A 17,971-nucleotide genomic window follows, 5' to 3' on the forward strand; every position below is an offset into this window, starting at 1 on the left:
CCGGCCGACTCGGCCGGGCCGCCCGTGAGTTGTTGTGTTCGTGGGCCGGGTTCTTGTTCTCGCCCGCTGCACAGGAAGTTGGTCTGGTCGACTTCCTGTGCACAACGAGAGGTGCCGAATAATATCGTTGCCGCTTCGGCGGGGCCGAAGCGGCAACGGAAGAGCAGGGCTTAGATGAAAGGTTTTGATTTGGCCCTGGGTTCGGAGGCCCGGCCAATCTTGGCCGGGCCTCCGTTGCTTTGTGGTTTGCGGAAGGGGTGGGCGGGCGGGGGATTCGGCGTTTTGGCGGGCCCGTGTGCTTGCGCGCGGGCCCGCCCAGTTCTCATCAGGTTCCTGGCCGACCCCATCTGTTTCCCGCCCCGCCGCGATGTGATCGCGGCGGGGCGGAATGGGTACGCAATCCCACTGCGGTTGATCCCGGCCCTTTCCTGTGCCGAAGCGGCGACTAGGTGATCAAGGGAAGAGGGGGTTGGGGCGGGCCCGTGTCGGCGGACGCGGGCGCGCCCCGGAGGAGGTCATCCACCGGGTCTGTTGCGGAGCGCTCCGCGGGGGTCAGCGGGCGGCGGCGCGTTGGAGGGCGCTGGCGAGGAGGGCGAGGTCGGTGGGGCCGTTGCCGAGTTCGCGGACGGGGCGGCGGGCGGGTGGGGCGCCGAGCTGGAGCGGGTCTATCGCGACCACGGTCGGGCGGAGGGTGGCGGTGCGCGGGATACGGCCGCTGATCCGGGCGGTCTGGAAGGCGGTGACGCCGCCGTCCGGCAGCCGCAGGTAGCCGCGGCCGGGGGTGTCCTCGGGGAGGGCGGCCGCGTCGCCGAGGTGGATCAGCAGGTCGGAGTCGGCCGGGTCGTCGGTGCGCAGGGCGATCCGCAGCAGGGCGGCCTCGTCGACCTCGGTGCCGGCGCTCTCCTCCGGGCGGCCGGTGGCGACCGCGAGGTGGATGCCGAGCGGGCCGCCGCGGCGGGCGATGTCGGCGAGCGCGCGGGCGAGCGGGCGGCCGGCCGGGGAGGTGGGGGAGAGCAGGGCGTCGTAGTCGTCCACGACGACGACCAGTCGGGCGGGGACGGGTGGGGCGGGCGCCGGCGCCGCGGGGGCGGCGGTGGGCCGGGGGCCCTCCGCGCTGCGCGGCTGGATGATCCGGGGCGTGGCGGCGGACCCGGCTCCGACGGTGGCCGGCACCGGCACCTGCGGGTGGTCCGAGGCGTCCTGCCGGTCGGCCTGGCCGTTCAGCTCGTGCCGGCTGTCCAGGATCCGGGCGGCGTGCCAGGAGGCGAAGTCCAGTCCGTCGAACAGCCGTTCTCGCAGGGCGAGTTCGTCCTCCAGGCGCTCGGCCGCGAGCAGTGCGGCGCGCGGGTCGCCGGCGGCGTTCACCAGGCCGGTGACGTGCGGCAGTTCGGTGCAGCCGTCCAGGCCGTCCTCGGTGGCCCGGCCCTCGATGACGGTGACGGCCAGCCGCTCGGGGCGCTCGGAGACGGCGAGCGAGGCGATCAGGGTGCGCAGCAGTTCGGTCTTGCCGGAGCCGCGGGCGCCGCCGATCAGCAGGTGCGGGCCGCCGGGGTCGGGGGAGGGGAGGGCGAGTTCGGGGTCGGCCAGGTCGAGCGTGCACAGTTCGTCCCGGGTGGTGCCGAGCAGTGCGGTGGCCGCGCCGATGCCGCCCGCATGGGCGGCCCAGCGGGCGGACAGCTTGGCCGGGGTGACGGTGTCGAGCTGCAGCAGGTCGAGCAGGCGCAGGGCGTCCGGCAGCGGGCCGCGGGCGGCCGGGGCGGCCTCGCGCAGCGGGGCGAGGACGCGGGCCAGCCGCTCGGCCCAGGCGTCCGAGACGGCGTCCAGCGAGACCTCGTGCAGGGTCTCGCGGCCGCGCGCGACCGGGCGGTCCAGCGAGAGCTGGGTGCCGACCTCGCCGGTGATGAGGGCGGTGGCGCCGAGGCCCCGGGGGAGCAGCTCGGGCTGCTCGGCGAGGCAGATCGGGAAGATGCCGACCGCCGGGCCCTGGCGCAGCAGCAGGTCGAGCGCCTGCCGGGCGGTCTCGGTGGCCGGGCGGCCGTCCACCACGACCACGGTGGCGGGGTGGCCGCCGAGGCCGCTCGGGCCGCTGAGCCGGGCGGTGAGCTCGGTGAGCCGGGCGGTGGCCTGCTCGTCGTCCAGGCCGATCAGCAGCCGGCAGTCCTGGCCGTCGACCGGGCGCAGGTGGGGCAGCCACAGGGCCCAGGCCCAGGTGTCGCTGCGGTCCTCGGTGGCGCGGGCCGGGTCGGCGTCGACCACGACCAGGCTCAGGCCGGTCGGCGGGTGCAGGGCGGCGAGCTGGGCGACGACGGCGCGGGTGAGCGCGTCCAGGCGTTCGCGCGGGCCGCACAGTCCGAGGCTGCCGGCGGTCTGCAGGTCGAGGGTGACCGGGACGGCGGGCAGCATCGTGCCGGGCGTGGTGCCGGGGCCGCCGGGGCGGTCGGCGGTGCCCAGGCGCAGGGTGAGCGCGTCGGGGTGGCCGGGGCCGCGCTCCCAGAGCCGGGGGCCGGGCCCGACGGCGCTGAGCAGCAGGGTGGCGAGGTCGGGCCAGCGCTCGCGCTGGGCGGCGGCCTGGCGCAGCCGTACCGCGGCGTGGTGGCGGTCGGCGCTCTCCTGGCCGGGGGGTTCGGCGGCGCGGCCGGGCAGCAGGGAGAAGAGGCCGCGGCCGCGCCCGGGGGCGGGCTCTGGGGCGGCGGGCGGCTCGGTCACCGGCGGTGCGGGCCGGGCCGGGCCGGGGGCGGCGAGCTGGAGGTGGCCGTGGCCGTCGGGCAGGGCGGCGCGGGCCGCTCCGGTGGTCTCGGCCGGGCCGGGGGCGGTCACCTGGAAAGTGGACTCGCCGATCCGGAGCAGGGCGCCGGGCTCCAGCGGGACGGCGGCCTCGGGCGGGCCGGGCGGGACGAGCCGGCCGTCCAGGGTGGTGCCGTTGGTGGAGCCGAGATCGCGGACGGAGACCCGGCCGTCCTCGGCGAGGTGCAGGACGAGGTGGAGCCGGGAGACGTCCGGGTCGTCGAGCGGGACGTCGGCCTCACCGGACCGGCCGATCCGGATCTCCCGGCCGTGCAGCCGGTGCACGCCGCCGGCGTCCGGGCCGCCGACCACGCGCAGTTCGGCGGCGGCCGGGGCGTCGTCGGGGTCGTCGGCGGTCGGGTCGGGCTCGTTGAGACTGAGGACGGCTCCGTCGAGCAGCGGGGGGTGGCCGAGCAGGGTGTGCTCGTCCACCCGGTGCGCCCCGGCGTACAGGTGCACATGGGTGGCGGCCCGCGGTCCGCGCACGCCCACGGCGCCCGCGAGGGCGCCCGCGATGGCGCCGAGCGCGGTGCCGACGGGCGCGGTGACCAGCACGTCCACGTAGGGGATGGCGGAGCCGGCGGCGGCCGGGCCGCTGCGCGGTCGGAGGACGGTCAGCCGGATCTGCATCTCGCCCGCGGGTCCCTTCTGCTGGTGTGAAGCCTGGTACCCCGGCGCCGTCGCGGACGCACCGGGCGGCCGCGGCGACCCCATTGGGCCACACGAGTGGCGAGTGTCCATCCTGCCATCCGGCACGGACGGTCCGCGCACGGTACCGGATTTGACGATCTTGCGATCATCGCCATGGTGGAGGCGACGGTGGGTCAGGTCAACCGCCTCCCCGCGGGTCCCCTGAGCAGGCCCGCCGACCGCTCCGGGGGCTCCCCTAGGGGATGTCCCCGACCCTGCTCGGATGCCCCGCCGGTCACCCCGAAAACCTGAACGGACACCGTTAGAGTGGCCGCAGACACGGGCCCGGCAGGCTCACCGCACCGGCGGAGGAGCGCCCCGCGCGGGCGGCACGGCGAGGAGTGCGACAGGTGCGGCCAGTCGGCAGCAAGTATCTGCTGGATGAGACCCTCGGACGGGGTGCGACCGGCACCGTCTGGCGCGGCGTGGTGCGCGAGGACGTCCAGGCGCCGGGCAGCGAGCCCGGCCAGCTGGTGGCGATCAAGGTGCTGCGCGAGGAGCTGGCCGCCGACCCCGACGTCGTGATGCGCTTCCTGCGCGAGCGCTCGCTGCTGCTGCGGCTGACCCACCCCAACATCGTCCGGGTCCGCGACCTGGTCGTCGAGGGCGAGCTGCTGGCCCTGGTGATGGACCTGGTGGAGGGCCCCGACCTGGCCCGCTACCTGCGCGCCAACGGCCCGTTCAGCCCGATTGCCGGCGCCCTGCTGATGGCCCAGGTCGCCGACGCGCTGGCGGCCAGCCACGCGGACGGGATCGTCCACCGCGACCTCAAGCCAGCCAACGTGCTGCTCGCCTCCACCATGGTGGACGGCGTCGAGCGGATGCACCCGCTGCTGACCGACTTCGGCATCGCCCGCCTCGCCGACTCCCCGGGCGTCACCCGCACCCACGAGTTCGTCGGCACCCCCGCCTACGTCGCGCCGGAGTCCGCCGAGGGCCGGCCGCAGACCTCCGCGGTGGACGTGTACGGCGCCGGGATCATGCTGTACGAGCTGGTCACCGGCCGTCAGCCGTTCCAGGGCGACGGCGCGCTCGCCGTCCTCCAGGCCCACCTGGCGCAGGAGCCGCAGCGGCCCAGCACCATGCCCGAGCCGCTCTGGACGGTGATCGAGCGCTGCCTGCGCAAGGACCCGGCCCAGCGGCCCAGCGCCACCTCGCTGGCCCGCGCCCTGCGGGTGGTCGCGGCCGGGGTCGGCGTGCACGCCTCCCCGGCGGCGGTGGACGAGGCGCTGGCGGTCGCGGCCCTGCTGCAGCCGGACCCGCAGCCCACCGCCGTCCCCGGCACCGTCCAGGCCGTCCCGGGCGCGCCGGCCGGCACCGAGGACCGCACCCGGCTGCTGCCCCCGGTCGTCCCCGGCGCCCCGGGCGCCCCGGAGTACGACCCGGCCGCGGCGACCCGGGTGATGGGCACCCAGCCGCCGCCCGCGCCCCCGTACGGCGCCGCGGACCGCACCCAGGTCATGCCGCCCACCGCCGTGCCGCCGCCCCCGCCCGCCGCGCCGCCCGGTCCGCCCGGGCCCAAGGAGGAGGCGCCGCACCCGTGGCAGACCCAGCTGCGCGCGGCCCGGGACCGCAACCAGCAGACCCAGGTCGGCTACTTCGGGCCGGAGGACTACGAGGACTACGGCGATCCGCAGGTCGCGCCGCCGCCCTACCAGGCCGGGCCCGCGGGCCCGGGCGGCCAGGGCGCACCGGGCGGCCGGCCCGGGTACCAGCCGCAGCCGCCGGCCGGCTACCGGCAGGCCCCGCCGCCGCCCGGCTACGCCCAGCGCCCGCCGGTGGCCCCGCCGCCGTACCAGGGCGGACCGGGCGGCCAGGGAGGCCAGGCCGGTTACGGCCCCCAGGGCGGCCAGGGCGGCCAGGGCGGCCGTCCGCAGCCGCCCGGCGGCTACCGGCAGGCCCCGGCCGGGTACGGCCGGCAGCAGGGCGGCTACCCGCCGCCCCCGCCCGCCCCGACCCCGGCCCCGGCGCCGCGCCGGGCCGAGCCGCCCGCGCCGCAGTACCGGGAGGCCCCGCCGCGTCGCGAGGAGCCGCCGCGCGAGCAGTCCCGCCGCGAGCCCGCGCCGGCCCGTGAGCCGCGTCGGCGCAGCCGCAACCGGATGTACATCCCGGGGCTCGGCTGCCTCAAGGGCTGCCTGATGGTGCTGCTGGTGCTGGCCGTGGCCGCGCTGGCGGCGTGGAACTTCACGCCGCTGCCGCACTACTGGGACAACGTCGTGGGCTGGTTCGACTCGGCGCGCGACTGGGTGAACAGCGTCTTCGGCAAGTAGCGCCCCGGCGGCCCGGCCCGGCCCGGCCCGGCCCGGCCCGGAGCCCGCGCCGACCCGTCCGAAGCGGGTCGGCGCGAGGCCGGTGCCGGTTCTGTACGGGGCCGGTGCCGGGTCCGCGGGGGCCGATCCGGGGCCCGGACGGCAAGATTGACGCTTTGTCGACAATCCACGAGATTTCTCGCCGTAGACTCCCGCTCCTGGCCCCTCAGGCGGCCCCCGCGGGGCCTCCGGGCGCGTAGGTTGGTCGCTGTTGTCCCGCCCCACCGAGCGCACCGGACCCCCGGAGCGCTCCCGCGCCGCCCACGGAGCAGCATTGGCACGCAAGATCGGCAGCCGGTACACCGTCCACCAGGTGATCGGCCGGGGTTCGGCCGGGACGGTCTGGCTCGGTGAGGGGCCCGACGGCCCGGTGGCGGTCAAGCTGCTGCGTGAGGACCTCGCCTCCGACCAGGTGCTCGTCGGCCGTTTCGTCCAGGAGCGCACCGCGCTGACCAGCCTCGACCACCCCCGGGTGGTCGGCGTGCGCGACATGGTCGTGGACGGCAGCGACCTCGCCCTGGTGATGGAGCTGGTCCAGGGCACCGACCTGCGCTCCCGGCTGGAGCGGGACGGCGCGCTGCCGCCGCAGACCGCCGCCTCGATCATCGCCGACGTCGCCGACGGCCTGGCCGCCGCCCACGCGGCCGGGATCGTGCACCGCGACGTCAAGCCGGAGAACGTCCTGCTCGACCTCGCCGCCGCCCCCGGCCCCGGCGGCGCCCCGCGCGCCAAGCTCACCGACTTCGGCGTGGCCCGCCTGGTCGACGCCCCGCGCCGGACCCGGGCCACCCGGATCATCGGCACCCCCGACTACCTCGCCCCCGAGATCATCGAGGGCCTGGAGCCGCGCGCCGCCGTCGACATCTACGCCCTCGCCACCGTCCTGTACGAGCTGCTGGCCGGCTTCACCCCCTTCGGCGGCGGCCACACCGGCGCGGTGCTGCGCCGGCACGTCACCGAGCAGGTGCCGCCGATCCCCGGCCTGCCGGACGGGCTGTGGCGGATCATCTCCGAGTGCCTGGCCAAGGCCCCCGCCTCCCGGCTGCGCGCCGCCGAGCTGGCCGCCCGGCTGCGCGAGCAGCTGCCCTCGCTGGCCGGCCTGCCGGTGCTCGTGGTGCCCACCCAGGGCCGCGCCCCGGCCGAGGAGCAGCTGACCCCCGGCGAGGCCGTCTACGCCGAGGTCGACGCCGGCCCCGGGCTGCACAAGCGCCGCCGCGGCCCGGCCGTCCCGCTGGTGCCCGGCACCGCCCCGGACTCCACCCGGGACACCCACACCAGCCTGCGCCGCCCGTCCGCCGACGAGCTGGCCGCGTACGCCGCCGAGTCCCGAGCCCAGCGCACCGCCCCGGGCCACCGCCGGGACCGCCAGGCCCTGCTGCGCCGCCGCCGGCTGCTGGCGGTCCTGCTGGCCACCGTCCTGCTGCTGGCGGGCGCCGCCGCGGCCTGGACGGCCTTCGCGGCCACCGCCCCGGACGCCGGCCACCCGGCCCGCCCGGCCGTGCACGGCACCGCGCCGCGGGCGCCGTAGGGCGTGCCCCGGGGTCCGTCCGGGCCTCCCGTCGCGGGCGGACGGCCGGGCCCAGGAGCGGGGGTGTCGTCATGACCACCCCCGGAACCATTACGCTGGGGGCGTGGCAGCCGTCGATCCTTCCGAAGAGCTCAAGAACCTCGATACGACCATGGGGTCGATCGAGGCCGTCCTCGACCTGGACAAGATCCGGGCCGACATCGCGGTCCTGGAGGAGGAGGCAGCCGCCCCCACCCTGTGGGACGACGTCGCGAACGCGCAGAAGGTGACCAGCCGGCTCTCCTTCCTCCAGGGCGAACTGCGCCGGGTCGAGGGCCTGCGCAGCCGCATCGACGACCTGGGCGTGCTGTTCGAGCTCGCCGAGGCCGAGGACGACGCGGACACCCGCACCGAGGCCGAGGCCGAACTGGTCTCGCTCCAGAAGGCCGTCGAGGAGCTGGAGGTCCGCACCCTCCTCTCCGGCGAGTACGACGCCCGCGAGGCGCTGATCAACATCCGTGCCGAGGCCGGTGGCGTGGACGCCGCCGACTTCGCCGAGCAGCTGATGCGCATGTACCTGCGCTGGGCCGAGCGGCACGGGTACCCCACCGAGGTGTACGACACCTCGTACGCCGAAGAGGCCGGCATCAAGTCCGCGACCTTCACCGTGAAGGCGCCGTACGCCTACGGCACCCTCTCGGTCGAGCAGGGCACCCACCGCCTGGTCCGCATCTCGCCGTTCGACAACCAGGGCCGCCGGCAGACCTCCTTCGCCGGTGTCGAGGTCCTGCCGGTCGTCGAGCAGTCCGACCACGTCGACATCGACGAGGGCGAGCTGCGGGTCGACGTGTACCGCGCCTCCGGCCCGGGCGGCCAGGGCGTCAACACGACCGACTCGGCGGTGCGCATCACGCACCTCCCGACCGGCATCGTGGTCTCCTGCCAGAACGAGCGCTCGCAGATCCAGAACAAGGCGTCCGCGATGAACGTCCTCCAGGCCAAGCTGCTGGAGCGGCGCCGCCAGGAGGAGAAGGCGATGATGGACGCGCTCAAGGACAGCGGCAGCTCCTGGGGCAACCAGATGCGCTCGTACGTCCTGCACCCGTACCAGATGGTGAAGGACGTCCGGACCGCGTTCGAGGCCGGCAACCCGCAGGCCGTGCTGGACGGCGACATCGACGGCTTCATCGAGGCCGGCATCCGGTGGCGCAAGCAGCGCGAGACCAGCGCCGAGTAACGGCGGACGACAGAGCGAGACGACAGAGCGAAGGGCCCCGACCGCAGCGGTCGGGGCCCTTCGTCGTCCGGTCGGCCGGGCGGCGCCGGTCGTGGATCAGGGGTTCAGGCCAGTGCCTGCCGGGCGATCAGCGCCACCGCGAGCAGTCCGGCCAGCAGGGCCAGCAGCATCGCGGGGGAGAGCGCGGCGAACGGCCCCTGCTGCTCCTGCAGCCGGGCCCGGTTGGCGCGGCACACCGGGCAACGCCCGTCGCTGACGCGGCCGTTGCAGTTGGCGCACACCAGATGGTCGCAGGTCATGCGATCTCCTCCTCGCTGCTACTGCCAACGCGCCGGACGGGGCTTTGGTTCCCGTTCTTGCCCTGTACGGGGGAGCGGCCGGACGCGGTCGCCACCTCCCACTCTGCCAGGTTCCGGCGGTTCCGGCTCCCGGGCTGTGAGATGCCTCGCAATATTCGGGGCATAAGCAGACATTCTCCCCCAGAGTGCGGGAGCTGTCACGGGCCGCCCCTGCGGGCCGGTCGCCGATTCGCGTATGGTCCCAGACCGGGAGCGGCCCTCTGCGCTCCTTTCGCCCGCCCCCGGGCCGGGCCTCCGGGGCGGACCGACCGAGGACTGGCGCCGCCTAGGATGGCCTCCGTGATGCAGCCGTGATCAGATTCGACAACGTCTCCAAGACCTATCCCAAGCAGAACCGTCCCGCCCTGGACAACGTCTCGCTGGAGATCGAGAAGGGTGAGTTCGTCTTCCTGGTCGGCTCGTCCGGCTCGGGGAAGTCCACCTTCCTGCGCCTGTGCCTGCGCGAGGAGCGCCCCAGCACGGGCGCGGTGCACGTCCTGGGCAAGGACCTCGGCAAGCTGTCCAACTGGAAGGTGCCGCACATGCGCCGCCAGCTGGGCACCGTCTTCCAGGACTTCCGCCTGCTCCCGAACAAGACGGTCGCGCAGAACGTCGCGTTCGCCCTCGAGGTGATCGGCAAGCCCAAGAGCGCCATCGCCAAGGTGGTGCCCGAGGTGCTGGAGCTGGTCGGCCTCGGCGGCAAGGAGGACCGCATGCCGGGCGAGCTCTCCGGTGGTGAGCAGCAGCGCGTGGCGATCGCCCGCGCCTTCGTGAACCGGCCGATGCTGCTGATCGCGGACGAGCCCACGGGCAACCTCGACCCGCAGAACTCGGTCGGCATCATGAAGCTGCTCGACCGCATCAACCGCACCGGCACCACGGTGCTGATGGCCACCCACGACCAGGCGATCGTCGACCAGATGCGCAAGCGCGTCATCGAGCTCGACAAGGGACTCCTCGTCCGCGACCAGGCCCGCGGCGTCTACGGGTACCAGCACTGACCGCCAGCGCTGAACCGTAGGGCCGCCGGCCCGAACCGTCCGACCGAGCAGTACCGACCCTGGAGTTGTTTCCCGCATGCGTGCCCAGTTCGTCCTGTCGGAGATCGGTGTGGGTCTCCGACGCAACCTGACGATGACCATCGCGGTCGTGGTCAGCGTCGCGCTCTCCCTCGCCCTCGCCGGTTCCTCGCTCCTGGTCCGCGACCAGGTGAACTCCATGAAGGGGTACTGGTACGACAAGGTCGAGGTGAGCATCTACTTCTGCACCAAGGCGGACGCCCGCAACTCGCCCCAGTGCGACAAGGGCTCGGCCACCGACCAGCAGGTCCAGGACATCAAGGACCAGCTGGACAAGATGACCTCGGTGGTCCAGACCTCGACGTACGAGAGCTCCGCCGACGCGTACAAGCACTGGAAGGAGATGAACCCGGACAACCCGCTCATCCCCGTCCTGGGCCCGGACGCGATGCCGCAGTCCTGGCGGGTCAAGCTCAACGACCCGACCAAGTACGACGTCATCCAGAGCGCCTTCGCCGGCAAGCCCGGCGTGAAGTCGGTCGAGGACCAGCGGAAGATCCTGCAGAACCTCTTCGGCCTGCTGAACGGTCTGCAGACGGCGGCGTTCGTGATCATGGTGCTGATGCTCTTCGTCGCCCTGCTGCTGATCGTCAACACCGTCCGGGTGTCGGCGTACAGCAGGCGGCGCGAGACCGGCATCATGCGCCTGGTCGGTGCCTCGAACTTCTACGTCCAGATGCCCTTCATCGCCGAGGCCGCGTTCTCCGCGCTGCTCGGTGCGGCGATGGCCTCCGGACTGCTGATCGGCGGGCACTTCTTCGTCCAGAACTGGCTGGCCGACCGGGTGCAGTTCATCCACTTCATCGGCCTCGGATCGGTGCTCGCGGTGATACCGCTGCTGATCGTGGTGGGTATGGGCATGGCCGGCATCGCGGCGTTCTTCACGCTGCGCAAGTACCTCAAGGTCTGATCCCCGGACGCCTCGGCGGCCCCGGACGGCACCGCGCCGTCCGGGGCCGCCGCCGTTCCGCGCTCCCTCGTTCCGGCCCGGCGCGCGCGGAGCGGTGTCTACACTCCGTTGGCATGCTGCAAACTCCGCGCAGGGCACGTCAGGTGGCCGCCCTCAGCCTGGTGTTCGGTGCCGTCCTGCTGGCCGGCGCTGCGACCGGTGCCTGGGGCGACCCGAGCGACCTGCCGCCGCGCCCCTCCGCCGACGCCGCCCGGGCCGTCGGCGGCGGGCTCCCGGGGGACCCGGCCGGCAGCGCCCTGTCCGAGCAGCAGGCCGAGCACCTGCTCGGGGCCAACGGCGACCGCTGGGGCGCCTACTACAGCGCGCAGGAGTACGCCGAGTTCAGCCAGGGCCTGGACGGCCGCTACCTGGGCGTCGGCCTCTCGGTCGGCCGCGGCGAGGACGGCGTCACCGAGGTCTCCCAGGTCGCGGCCGGCGGCCCGGCCGCCGCGGCCGGGATCGCCGCCGGCGACCGGCTGCTGCGGGTCGGCCAGGACCAGGCCGACCACCTGCCGGTCACCGAGGTGGTCGCGCGGCTGCGCGGCCAGGGCGACGAGCGCAGGGCCGGCTCCGAGGTCACCCTGGAGGTCCGGCGCGGCGAGGGGGACGTGCGCGAACTGCGGCTGCGGCGCGCGCTGCTGGACAGCCAGCAGGTCGCCGCGGAGCACCTGGACGGGGGCGTGCTGCGGATCGCCGTACGGGCCTTCACCAGCGGCGTGACCGACCGGGTGCGCGCCGCGCTGCGCGCCCCGCACGCCGGTGTGGTGCTCGATCTGCGCGGCAACTCCGGGGGACTGGTGGACGAGGCGGCCGGCACCGCCGGGATCTTCCTGGACGGCGGCCCGGTCGGCTCGTACCAGGAGCGCGGCGAGACACGGGAGTTGACCGCCCCGCGCGGCGGCGACCAGCGCACCCCGCTGGTGGTGCTGGTGGACGGCGGCACGATGAGCGCCGCCGAACTGCTCGCCGGCGCCCTCCAGGACCGCAGCCGCGCCGTGGTGGTGGGCGCCCGGACCTTCGGCAAGGGCACCGTCCAGCGGCCCAGCCGGCTCGCCGACGGCGCGGTGCTGGAGATGACCGTCGGCCGCTACTTCACCCCGGCCGGCCGCTCCCCGGAGGGCACCGGCCTCGCCCCCGACGTCCCGGCCGCCGGCGGGGAGGACGCCGACGCGCTCGCCCTGCGGGTGCTGGCCGGGCTGGGCACCCGGGCCTGAGGCGGCCGGGCCCCGAAGCGCCCGGGCCTGAGGCGCCCGCCGCGCCCGGAGCGGCGGCCCGCCCCCAAAACCGCTGCCCGATCGCGCCCCGAAGTGCGAGAATGGCCGCGCTATGGCAAAGGAAACCGGACACAAGCTGATCGCGCAGAACAAGAAGGCGCGGCACGAGTACACGATCCTCGACACCTACGAGTGCGGTCTCGTGCTCACCGGCACCGAGGTCAAGTCACTGCGCGAGGGGCGGGCCAACCTGGTCGACGGGTACGCCTACATCCAGAACCACGAGGCGTGGATCGACAACGTCTTCATCCCCGAGTACACCCAGGGGACGTGGACCAACCACGCGGCCCGGCGCAAGCGCAAGCTGCTGCTGCACCGGCTGGAGATCCACAAGATCGAGAGCAAGGTCCGCGACGCGGGCCACACCCTGGTCCCGCTCTCGCTGTACTTCAAGGACGGCCGGGTCAAGCTGGAACTGGCGCTGGCCGTCGGCAAGAAGCTGTACGACAAGCGCCAGACGCTCCGCGAGAAGCAGGACACCCGCGAGACGGCCCGCGCGGTGGCGGCGGCCCGGCGACGCCAGGGTTAATCCGCTGGACCCTCGCCCGTCGCCTCGCGTACTATGGCGCAAGCAACACGGACGGTCATCGTCCGAGCTGTTTCTCAACAAAACATGGGGATGATCGGTTTCGACAGGGGATGTTGAAACAGGGGAAGCGAGCCGAGGAACGCGGCAATGATCTCGTAAACCACGTGTCGCAAAAAAATAATCGCCAACTCTAAGCGCGATTCCCAGCAGTTCGCTCTCGCTGCCTAATAAGCACCGATAGCGCTTGGGTGTCAGACCGGGGAGTTCCCGACCCGGACCCTGGCATAATCTAGGGAACTCAACCGTCCGCCCGGGCTGCGAGGGTGGATGGGAAATCAAACAGCAGCTGGGCCTGTTGGCGGCTTGTCCGCGTGACCGCCAGGGCCGAGAAAATCACAGCGGACTGCGCTCGGAGAAGCCCTGAATTAACTCCACTGGACCCGGGTTCGATTCCCGGCATCTCCACCACCCCATGTTGACAGAAGGCCGCCCACCGCTCCGCGGAGGGCGGCCTTCTGATTTTTGTACGTTCCGGAGCAGCGCGGCCGGGGGGTCGCGGCGTAGGATCATCCGTCCGCTCGTTTTCCGGAGCGGGATTCCGCCGCAACCACCGAGGCCATGCAGAGCAACACGGACACCACCCCCACCGCCGATCACGAGACCGTCCGCGCGCGCGAGATCGCCGGTGAGCAGCAGCACCTCGACACCGTCTACCACCGGTTGGAGGAGAAGCTCGCCGAGGCGGAGTACATCCTGGAGGACGCCGCCAAGCGGGTCCAGGTCGGTACTCCCGGCGCGCTCGCCGAGCGCGACGCCCAGGTCTACCGGGCCGGCGCGCACCTCCAGCGACTGAACAACGAGTTCGAGGACTTCCTCTTCGGCCGGATCGACCTCCAGCGGGCGGACGCCCCGGAGGAGCACGGCATCCCCTCGAACACCCCGCTCGACCCGGCCGACCCGGCCGTCGCCGAGACCCTCCACATCGGCCGCCTGGGCGTGCTGGACGCCGAGTACGGCCCGCTGGTGATCGACTGGCGAGCGCCCGCCGCCGCGCCGTTCTACCGCGCCACCCCGGTCGAGCCGGGCCGGGTCATCCGCCGCCGGGTGATCCGCTCCAAGGGCCGCAAGGTGGTCGGCGTCGAGGACGACCTGCTGCGCCCCGACCTCACCCCGACCCTGGACGGCGAGGAGCTGGCCGTGGTCGGCGACGGCGCGCTGATGGCCTCGCTGGGCCGCGCCCGCAGCCACTCGATGCGCGACATCGTCTCCTCGATCCAGAAGGAGCAGGACGAGGTCATCCGGGCGGCCGCCGCGGGAGCCACCCTGGTCACCGGCGGCCCGGGCACCGGCAAGACCGCCGTCGCCCTGCACCGCGCCGCGTACCTGCTCTACCAGGACCGCCGCCGCTACGCCGGGGGCATCCTGGTGGTCTCGCCGACCGCGCTGCTGGTCTCCTACACCGAGGGCGTGCTGCCCGCGCTCGGCGAGGAGGGCCAGGTCGCCATCCGGGCGATCGGCTCGCTGGTGGACGGCATCGAGGCCGACACCTACGACACCCCCGAGGCGGCCCGGGTCAAGGGCTCGGCCCGGATGGTGCAGCTGCTGCGCCGGGCCGCCCGGGCGGCGCTGGAGCTGCGCGCTCCGCAGGAGCTGAAGGTGGTCGCCCGCGGCGAGGTGCTGAAGCTGGACGCGGGCCGCCTGAAGGCCGTCCGCGGCAACGTGGTGGGCTCCGGCGGCACCCCGCTGAACCTGCTGCGCCCGCGCGCCCGCAGGCTGCTGCTGGACGCCCTGTGGCAGGAGGTGGTCAAGGACCTGCCGAAGCCCACCGACCACTACGCCCGGGAGCAGCGCCAGGAGGAGAAGGAGAGCTTCGACGAGTACGTCTCGGACGAGGCGCCGTTCCTGGACTTCCTGGACGCCTGGTGGCCGCCGCTGACCCCGCGCCGGGTGCTGGCCACGCTCAAGCAGCACCGCCACACCAACCGGATCGCCCGCCGGGTCGTCTCCCCGGACGAGGCGAGGCTGCTGGCGGCCTCCTGGCGCCACCTGTCCCCGGAGGGCCAGGGTGCGCTGTCCGCGCACGACGTGGCGCTGCTGGACGAGCTCCAGGTGCTGCTCGGCGAGCCGGCCCGGCCGAAGTTCCGCGAGGTGGACGCGGTGGACCTGCTGACCGGCCTGGAGGAGGTCACCACCTTCGCCGACCGCTCCACCTCCCGGCGCGACCGCCAGCCGGTGGAGCGCAAGGAGTACGCCCACGTGATCGTGGACGAGGCGCAGGACCTCACCCCGATGCAGTGGCGGATGATCGGCCGCCGGTCCCGGATGGCCACTTGGACGATCGTCGGCGACCCGGCGCAGTCCTCCTGGCCGTTCCCGCAGGAGGCGCAGTCCGCGCTGGACGAGGTGCTGGCCGGCAAGCCGCGCCGGCGCTTCACCCTGACGGTGAACTACCGCAACCCGGCCGAGATCGCCGAGGTCGCGGCGAAGGTGCTGGCGCTGGCCGCGCCGGGCACGCCCTCGCCGACCGCGGTGCGCCACGTCGGTGTGGAGCCGCGCTTCGCGGCCGTCACCGACCCCTCGCCGGAGGCCTTCGGCAAGGGCGCCAGGGCGGAGCTGGAGCGGCTGCTGGCCGAGGTGGACGGCACCGTGGCGATCGTGGTGCCGATGGACCGCCGGGCCGAGGCGGCCGGGTGGACCGGGGGCCTGGGCGAGCGGGTGGTGGTGCTGGGCAGCCTGGAGGCCAAGGGCCTGGAGTACGACGCGACCGTGGTGGCCGACCCGACCGGCATCGCCGGCGAGTCGGAGGCCGGTCTGCGGGTGCTGTACGTCGCGCTGACCCGGGCGACCCAGCGGCTGACCGTGCTGTCCGGCCCGGACGACCTGCCGGACGCGGCCGGCGTGCCCGCGCTGCTGCACGGCTGACGGACCCTCCGGTACCGACGGGTGCCGGAGGGTACCCACGGGTACCGACGGAAGAAGGCCCCCCACCGAGTGGTGAGGGGCCTTCAGACGTTTACGACACCGACCCGCCATGCTCGCCTCGCGGCAAGTGGTCCCTCGAAGGGACGAAGGTTGGGCCCGGGGGCTTGGATCGAGCCGGTGTCCCGTCCAATGTAACGCATCGGCCCGGAGAGGCAAGGAGTGAGCCGCGGGCGTTCGGTGGAGGTGGGCCGGATTGTCGGATCCACACACTCAATGAACGATATTTCTGGCTACCCCTTGGAAGGTGCGACGATCGAGGTCTAGCATGCGCAGGCGATGCCTTCAACAAAATGTTGAGCCTGCGGGACAGACGGAAGAAGGAAGCGTCGATGGCGACGGTGCCCAGTGTCTCCAACTCGATCACGGTACGGCTGGAGGTCCCGGCCCGGGGCAACGCCGTCAGCGCGATCACCACGGCCGTGGAGTCCTCCGGCGGATCGGTGACCGGTCTCGACGTCACCGCCTCCGGCCTGGAGGCGCTGCGGATCGACGTCACCGTGGCGGCCTCCTCGGTCGCGCACGGCGAGGAGATCGTCGAGAAGCTCCGGGCGATCGACGGCGTGGCGATCGGCAAGGTCTCGGACCGCACCTTCCTGATGCACCTCGGCGGCAAGATCGAGATGTCGTCCAAGCTGCCGATCCGCAACCGTGACGACCTGAGCATGATCTACACCCCGGGTGTCGCCCGGGTCTGCATGGCGATCGCCGAGAACCCCGAGGACGCCCGCCGCCTCACCATCAAGCGCAACAGCGTCGCCGTGGTCACCGACGGCTCGGCGGTGCTGGGCCTGGGCAACATCGGCCCGGAGGCCGCGCTGCCGGTCATGGAGGGCAAGGCGGCCCTGTTCAAGCGCTTCGCGGGCATCGACGCCTGGCCGATCTGCCTGGACACCCAGGACACCGACGAGATCGTCGCCATCGTCAAGGCGATCGCCCCGGGCTTCGCCGGGATCAACCTGGAGGACATCTCGGCGCCGCGCTGCTTCGAGATCGAGGCCCGGCTGCGCGAGGCCCTGGACATCCCGGTCTTCCACGACGACCAGCACGGCACCGCGATCGTGGTGCTGGCCGCCCTCACCAACGCGCTGAAGGTGGTCGGCAAGGAGATCTCCGACATCCGGGTGGTGATGTCGGGCGCCGGCGCCGCCGGCACCGCGATCCTCAAGCTGCTGATGGCGGCCGGGGTCGAGCACGCCACCGTGGCGGACGTGCAGGGCGTGGTCCACCGGGGCCGCGGGGACCTCAACGAGAACCTGCGCTGGATCGCCGAGCACACCAACCGCTCGGGCCGCACCGGCACCCTCAAGGAGGCCGTGGCGGGCGCGGACGTCTTCATCGGCGTGTCGGCCCCGAACGTCCTGGACGGCGACGACCTGGCCACCATGGCCGAGGACGCGATCATCTTCGCGCTGGCCAACCCGGACCCGGAGGTCGACCCGGCCGTCGCCCGGCAGACCGCCGCCGTGGTCGCCACCGGCCGCAGCGACTTCCCGAACCAGATCAACAACGTGCTGGTCTTCCCGGGGGTCTTCCGCGGCCTGCTGGACGCCCAGAGCCGTACGGTCAACACCGAGATGATGATCGCCGCCGCGCGGGCGCTGGCCACCACCGTCGCCGACGACGAGCTGAACGCGAACTACATCATCCCGAGCGTCTTCCACAAGGACGTCGCCAAGACCGTCGCCGCCGCCGTGCGCGAGGCGGCCCTGGCCGGCGCCCAGGAGGCCCCCGTGCCGTCCCGTCCGACCCCGGGCATCGTCGGCACCCTGGACACCTCCGCCTTCCCCACCGTCAAGCTCTGACGGACGCACTCGCGGGCGTGCCGTCGGTCGCTCAAATGTGCGAATAGGGGTCATACCCGCCCAGCCCGCCCCGAACCCTTGCGACACAAGGGCGAGGGGCGTGTTTGGGCTTGTCAGTCCTAGGGCGTACGGTAGCCCTGCACGGGGCAGGCGTGTCCGACAAGTACGGAACGTCCCCCTGGTCTTCCGGCGAGTCGTCCCGACCGCCGTCCGCGCCCGGTCCGCCGGAGCCGACGGAGCGTCACACCTCCAACGGGCGGGCGATGTTCGGGTGGTTCCGCCGGGGCCCGATTGGCTTTCTCGGGGCCGGTCGGGGCAGGATTCGTATCCAGGCAGGCGGGCGGGCCTTCGAAGGCTCCGGCGCGCGGCATCGGGTACGGACCCGGCCTGCGACCACGCATTGCCTGCATGAGCACAGTGTGCGGACCTGCGGCCTATCCGGGTGCCCCCCGGTGGGAGCACCGATGGGCCCCCGCACACCGCAAGCGAAC

Annotated in this window: 11 protein-coding genes and 1 other RNA gene; 10 read left to right on the plus strand and 2 right to left on the minus strand. The window is 73.7% G+C overall.

Features of this window, described 5'->3' with window-relative positions:
* Nucleotides 1-552: 552 nt before the first annotated feature.
* Nucleotides 553-3,414 (minus strand): FtsK/SpoIIIE domain-containing protein, encoded by a 2,862-nt coding sequence (locus IE332_RS21685; RefSeq protein WP_189918978.1) that lies wholly within the window; start codon nt 3,412-3,414, stop codon nt 553-555.
* A 410-nt stretch (nt 3,415-3,824) separates the two neighbouring features.
* Between IE332_RS21685 and IE332_RS21690 the strand changes: the two genes are divergently transcribed.
* The 3 genes from IE332_RS21690 to prfB all read left to right on the plus strand — a co-directional run bounded on the left by IE332_RS21690 (nt 3,825) and on the right by prfB (nt 8,527).
* Nucleotides 3,825-5,744, plus strand: coding sequence for a serine/threonine-protein kinase (locus IE332_RS21690; protein ID WP_189918980.1), 1,920 nt, complete (start codon nt 3,825-3,827; stop codon nt 5,742-5,744).
* 313 nt (nt 5,745-6,057) lie between these two features.
* A complete protein-coding gene (locus IE332_RS21695; protein WP_189918982.1) occupies nt 6,058-7,311 on the plus strand; it encodes a serine/threonine-protein kinase in 1,254 nt (417 codons plus the stop codon).
* Nucleotides 7,312-7,414: 103 nt separating this feature from the next.
* Nucleotides 7,415-8,527, plus strand: a complete 1,113-nt coding sequence (gene prfB, locus IE332_RS21700) for a peptide chain release factor 2 (protein ID WP_189918984.1) — start codon at nt 7,415-7,417, stop codon at nt 8,525-8,527.
* A 104-nt stretch (nt 8,528-8,631) separates the two neighbouring features.
* On the opposite strand, the gene IE332_RS21705 is transcribed toward prfB, so the two are convergent.
* Nucleotides 8,632-8,826 carry a hypothetical protein gene (locus IE332_RS21705; RefSeq protein ID WP_030059729.1) on the minus strand — a complete coding sequence of 65 codons (195 nt, stop codon included), beginning with the start codon at nt 8,824-8,826 and terminating at the stop codon, nt 8,632-8,634.
* Nucleotides 8,827-9,176: 350 nt separating this feature from the next.
* Here IE332_RS21705 and ftsE point away from each other — a divergent pair, with 350 nt between their 5' ends.
* The 7 genes from ftsE (at nt 9,177) to IE332_RS21740 (ending at nt 17,480) form a co-directional block, all read left to right on the plus strand.
* Nucleotides 9,177-9,866, plus strand: a complete 690-nt coding sequence (ftsE, locus tag IE332_RS21710) for a cell division ATP-binding protein FtsE (protein WP_189918986.1) — start codon at nt 9,177-9,179, stop codon at nt 9,864-9,866.
* Nucleotides 9,867-9,942: 76 nt separating this feature from the next.
* Nucleotides 9,943-10,854: a permease-like cell division protein FtsX gene (gene ftsX, locus IE332_RS21715; protein WP_189918988.1), complete on the plus strand. Its 912-nt coding sequence runs from the start codon at nt 9,943-9,945 to the stop codon at nt 10,852-10,854.
* Between the two features lie 113 nt (nt 10,855-10,967).
* A complete protein-coding gene (locus IE332_RS21720) occupies nt 10,968-12,107 on the plus strand; it encodes a S41 family peptidase (RefSeq protein ID WP_189918997.1) in 1,140 nt (379 codons plus the stop codon).
* A gap of 112 nt (nt 12,108-12,219) precedes the next feature.
* Nucleotides 12,220-12,696 carry an SsrA-binding protein SmpB gene (smpB, locus tag IE332_RS21725; RefSeq protein WP_189919004.1) on the plus strand — a complete coding sequence of 159 codons (477 nt, stop codon included), beginning with the start codon at nt 12,220-12,222 and terminating at the stop codon, nt 12,694-12,696.
* Nucleotides 12,697-12,782: 86 nt separating this feature from the next.
* Nucleotides 12,783-13,164: a transfer-messenger RNA gene (ssrA, locus tag IE332_RS21730) on the plus strand.
* A 150-nt stretch (nt 13,165-13,314) separates the two neighbouring features.
* Complete coding sequence (locus IE332_RS21735) at nt 13,315-15,618, plus strand: HelD family protein (protein ID WP_189919006.1); 2,304 nt, start codon at nt 13,315-13,317, stop codon at nt 15,616-15,618.
* Between the two features lie 389 nt (nt 15,619-16,007).
* Nucleotides 16,008-17,480 carry an NAD-dependent malic enzyme gene (locus tag IE332_RS21740; protein ID WP_189919008.1) on the plus strand — a complete coding sequence of 491 codons (1,473 nt, stop codon included), beginning with the start codon at nt 16,008-16,010 and terminating at the stop codon, nt 17,478-17,480.
* Nucleotides 17,481-17,971 lie beyond the last annotated feature (491 nt).

The sequence above is a fragment of the Kitasatospora xanthocidica genome, from assembly GCF_014656195.1.
In the GTDB taxonomy this organism is placed as follows: Bacteria; Actinomycetota; Actinomycetes; order Streptomycetales; family Streptomycetaceae; genus Kitasatospora; species Kitasatospora xanthocidica.

Bases quoted from the DNA above. Each gene is read 5' to 3' on its own strand.
- smpB (WP_189919004.1), top strand. From the start codon at position 12,220: ATGGCAAAGGAAACCGGACACAAGCTGATCGCGCAGAACAAGAAGGCG.
- IE332_RS21720 (WP_189918997.1), top strand. From the start codon at position 10,968: ATGCTGCAAACTCCGCGCAGGGCACGTCAGGTGGCCGCCCTCAGCCTG.
- IE332_RS21705 (WP_030059729.1), bottom strand. From the start codon at position 8,826: ATGACCTGCGACCATCTGGTGTGCGCCAACTGCAACGGCCGCGTCAGC.
- IE332_RS21740 (WP_189919008.1), top strand. From the start codon at position 16,008: ATGGCGACGGTGCCCAGTGTCTCCAACTCGATCACGGTACGGCTGGAG.
- ftsX (WP_189918988.1), top strand. From the start codon at position 9,943: ATGCGTGCCCAGTTCGTCCTGTCGGAGATCGGTGTGGGTCTCCGACGC.
- IE332_RS21735 (WP_189919006.1), top strand. From the start codon at position 13,315: ATGCAGAGCAACACGGACACCACCCCCACCGCCGATCACGAGACCGTC.
- IE332_RS21685 (WP_189918978.1), bottom strand. From the start codon at position 3,414: ATGCAGATCCGGCTGACCGTCCTCCGACCGCGCAGCGGCCCGGCCGCC.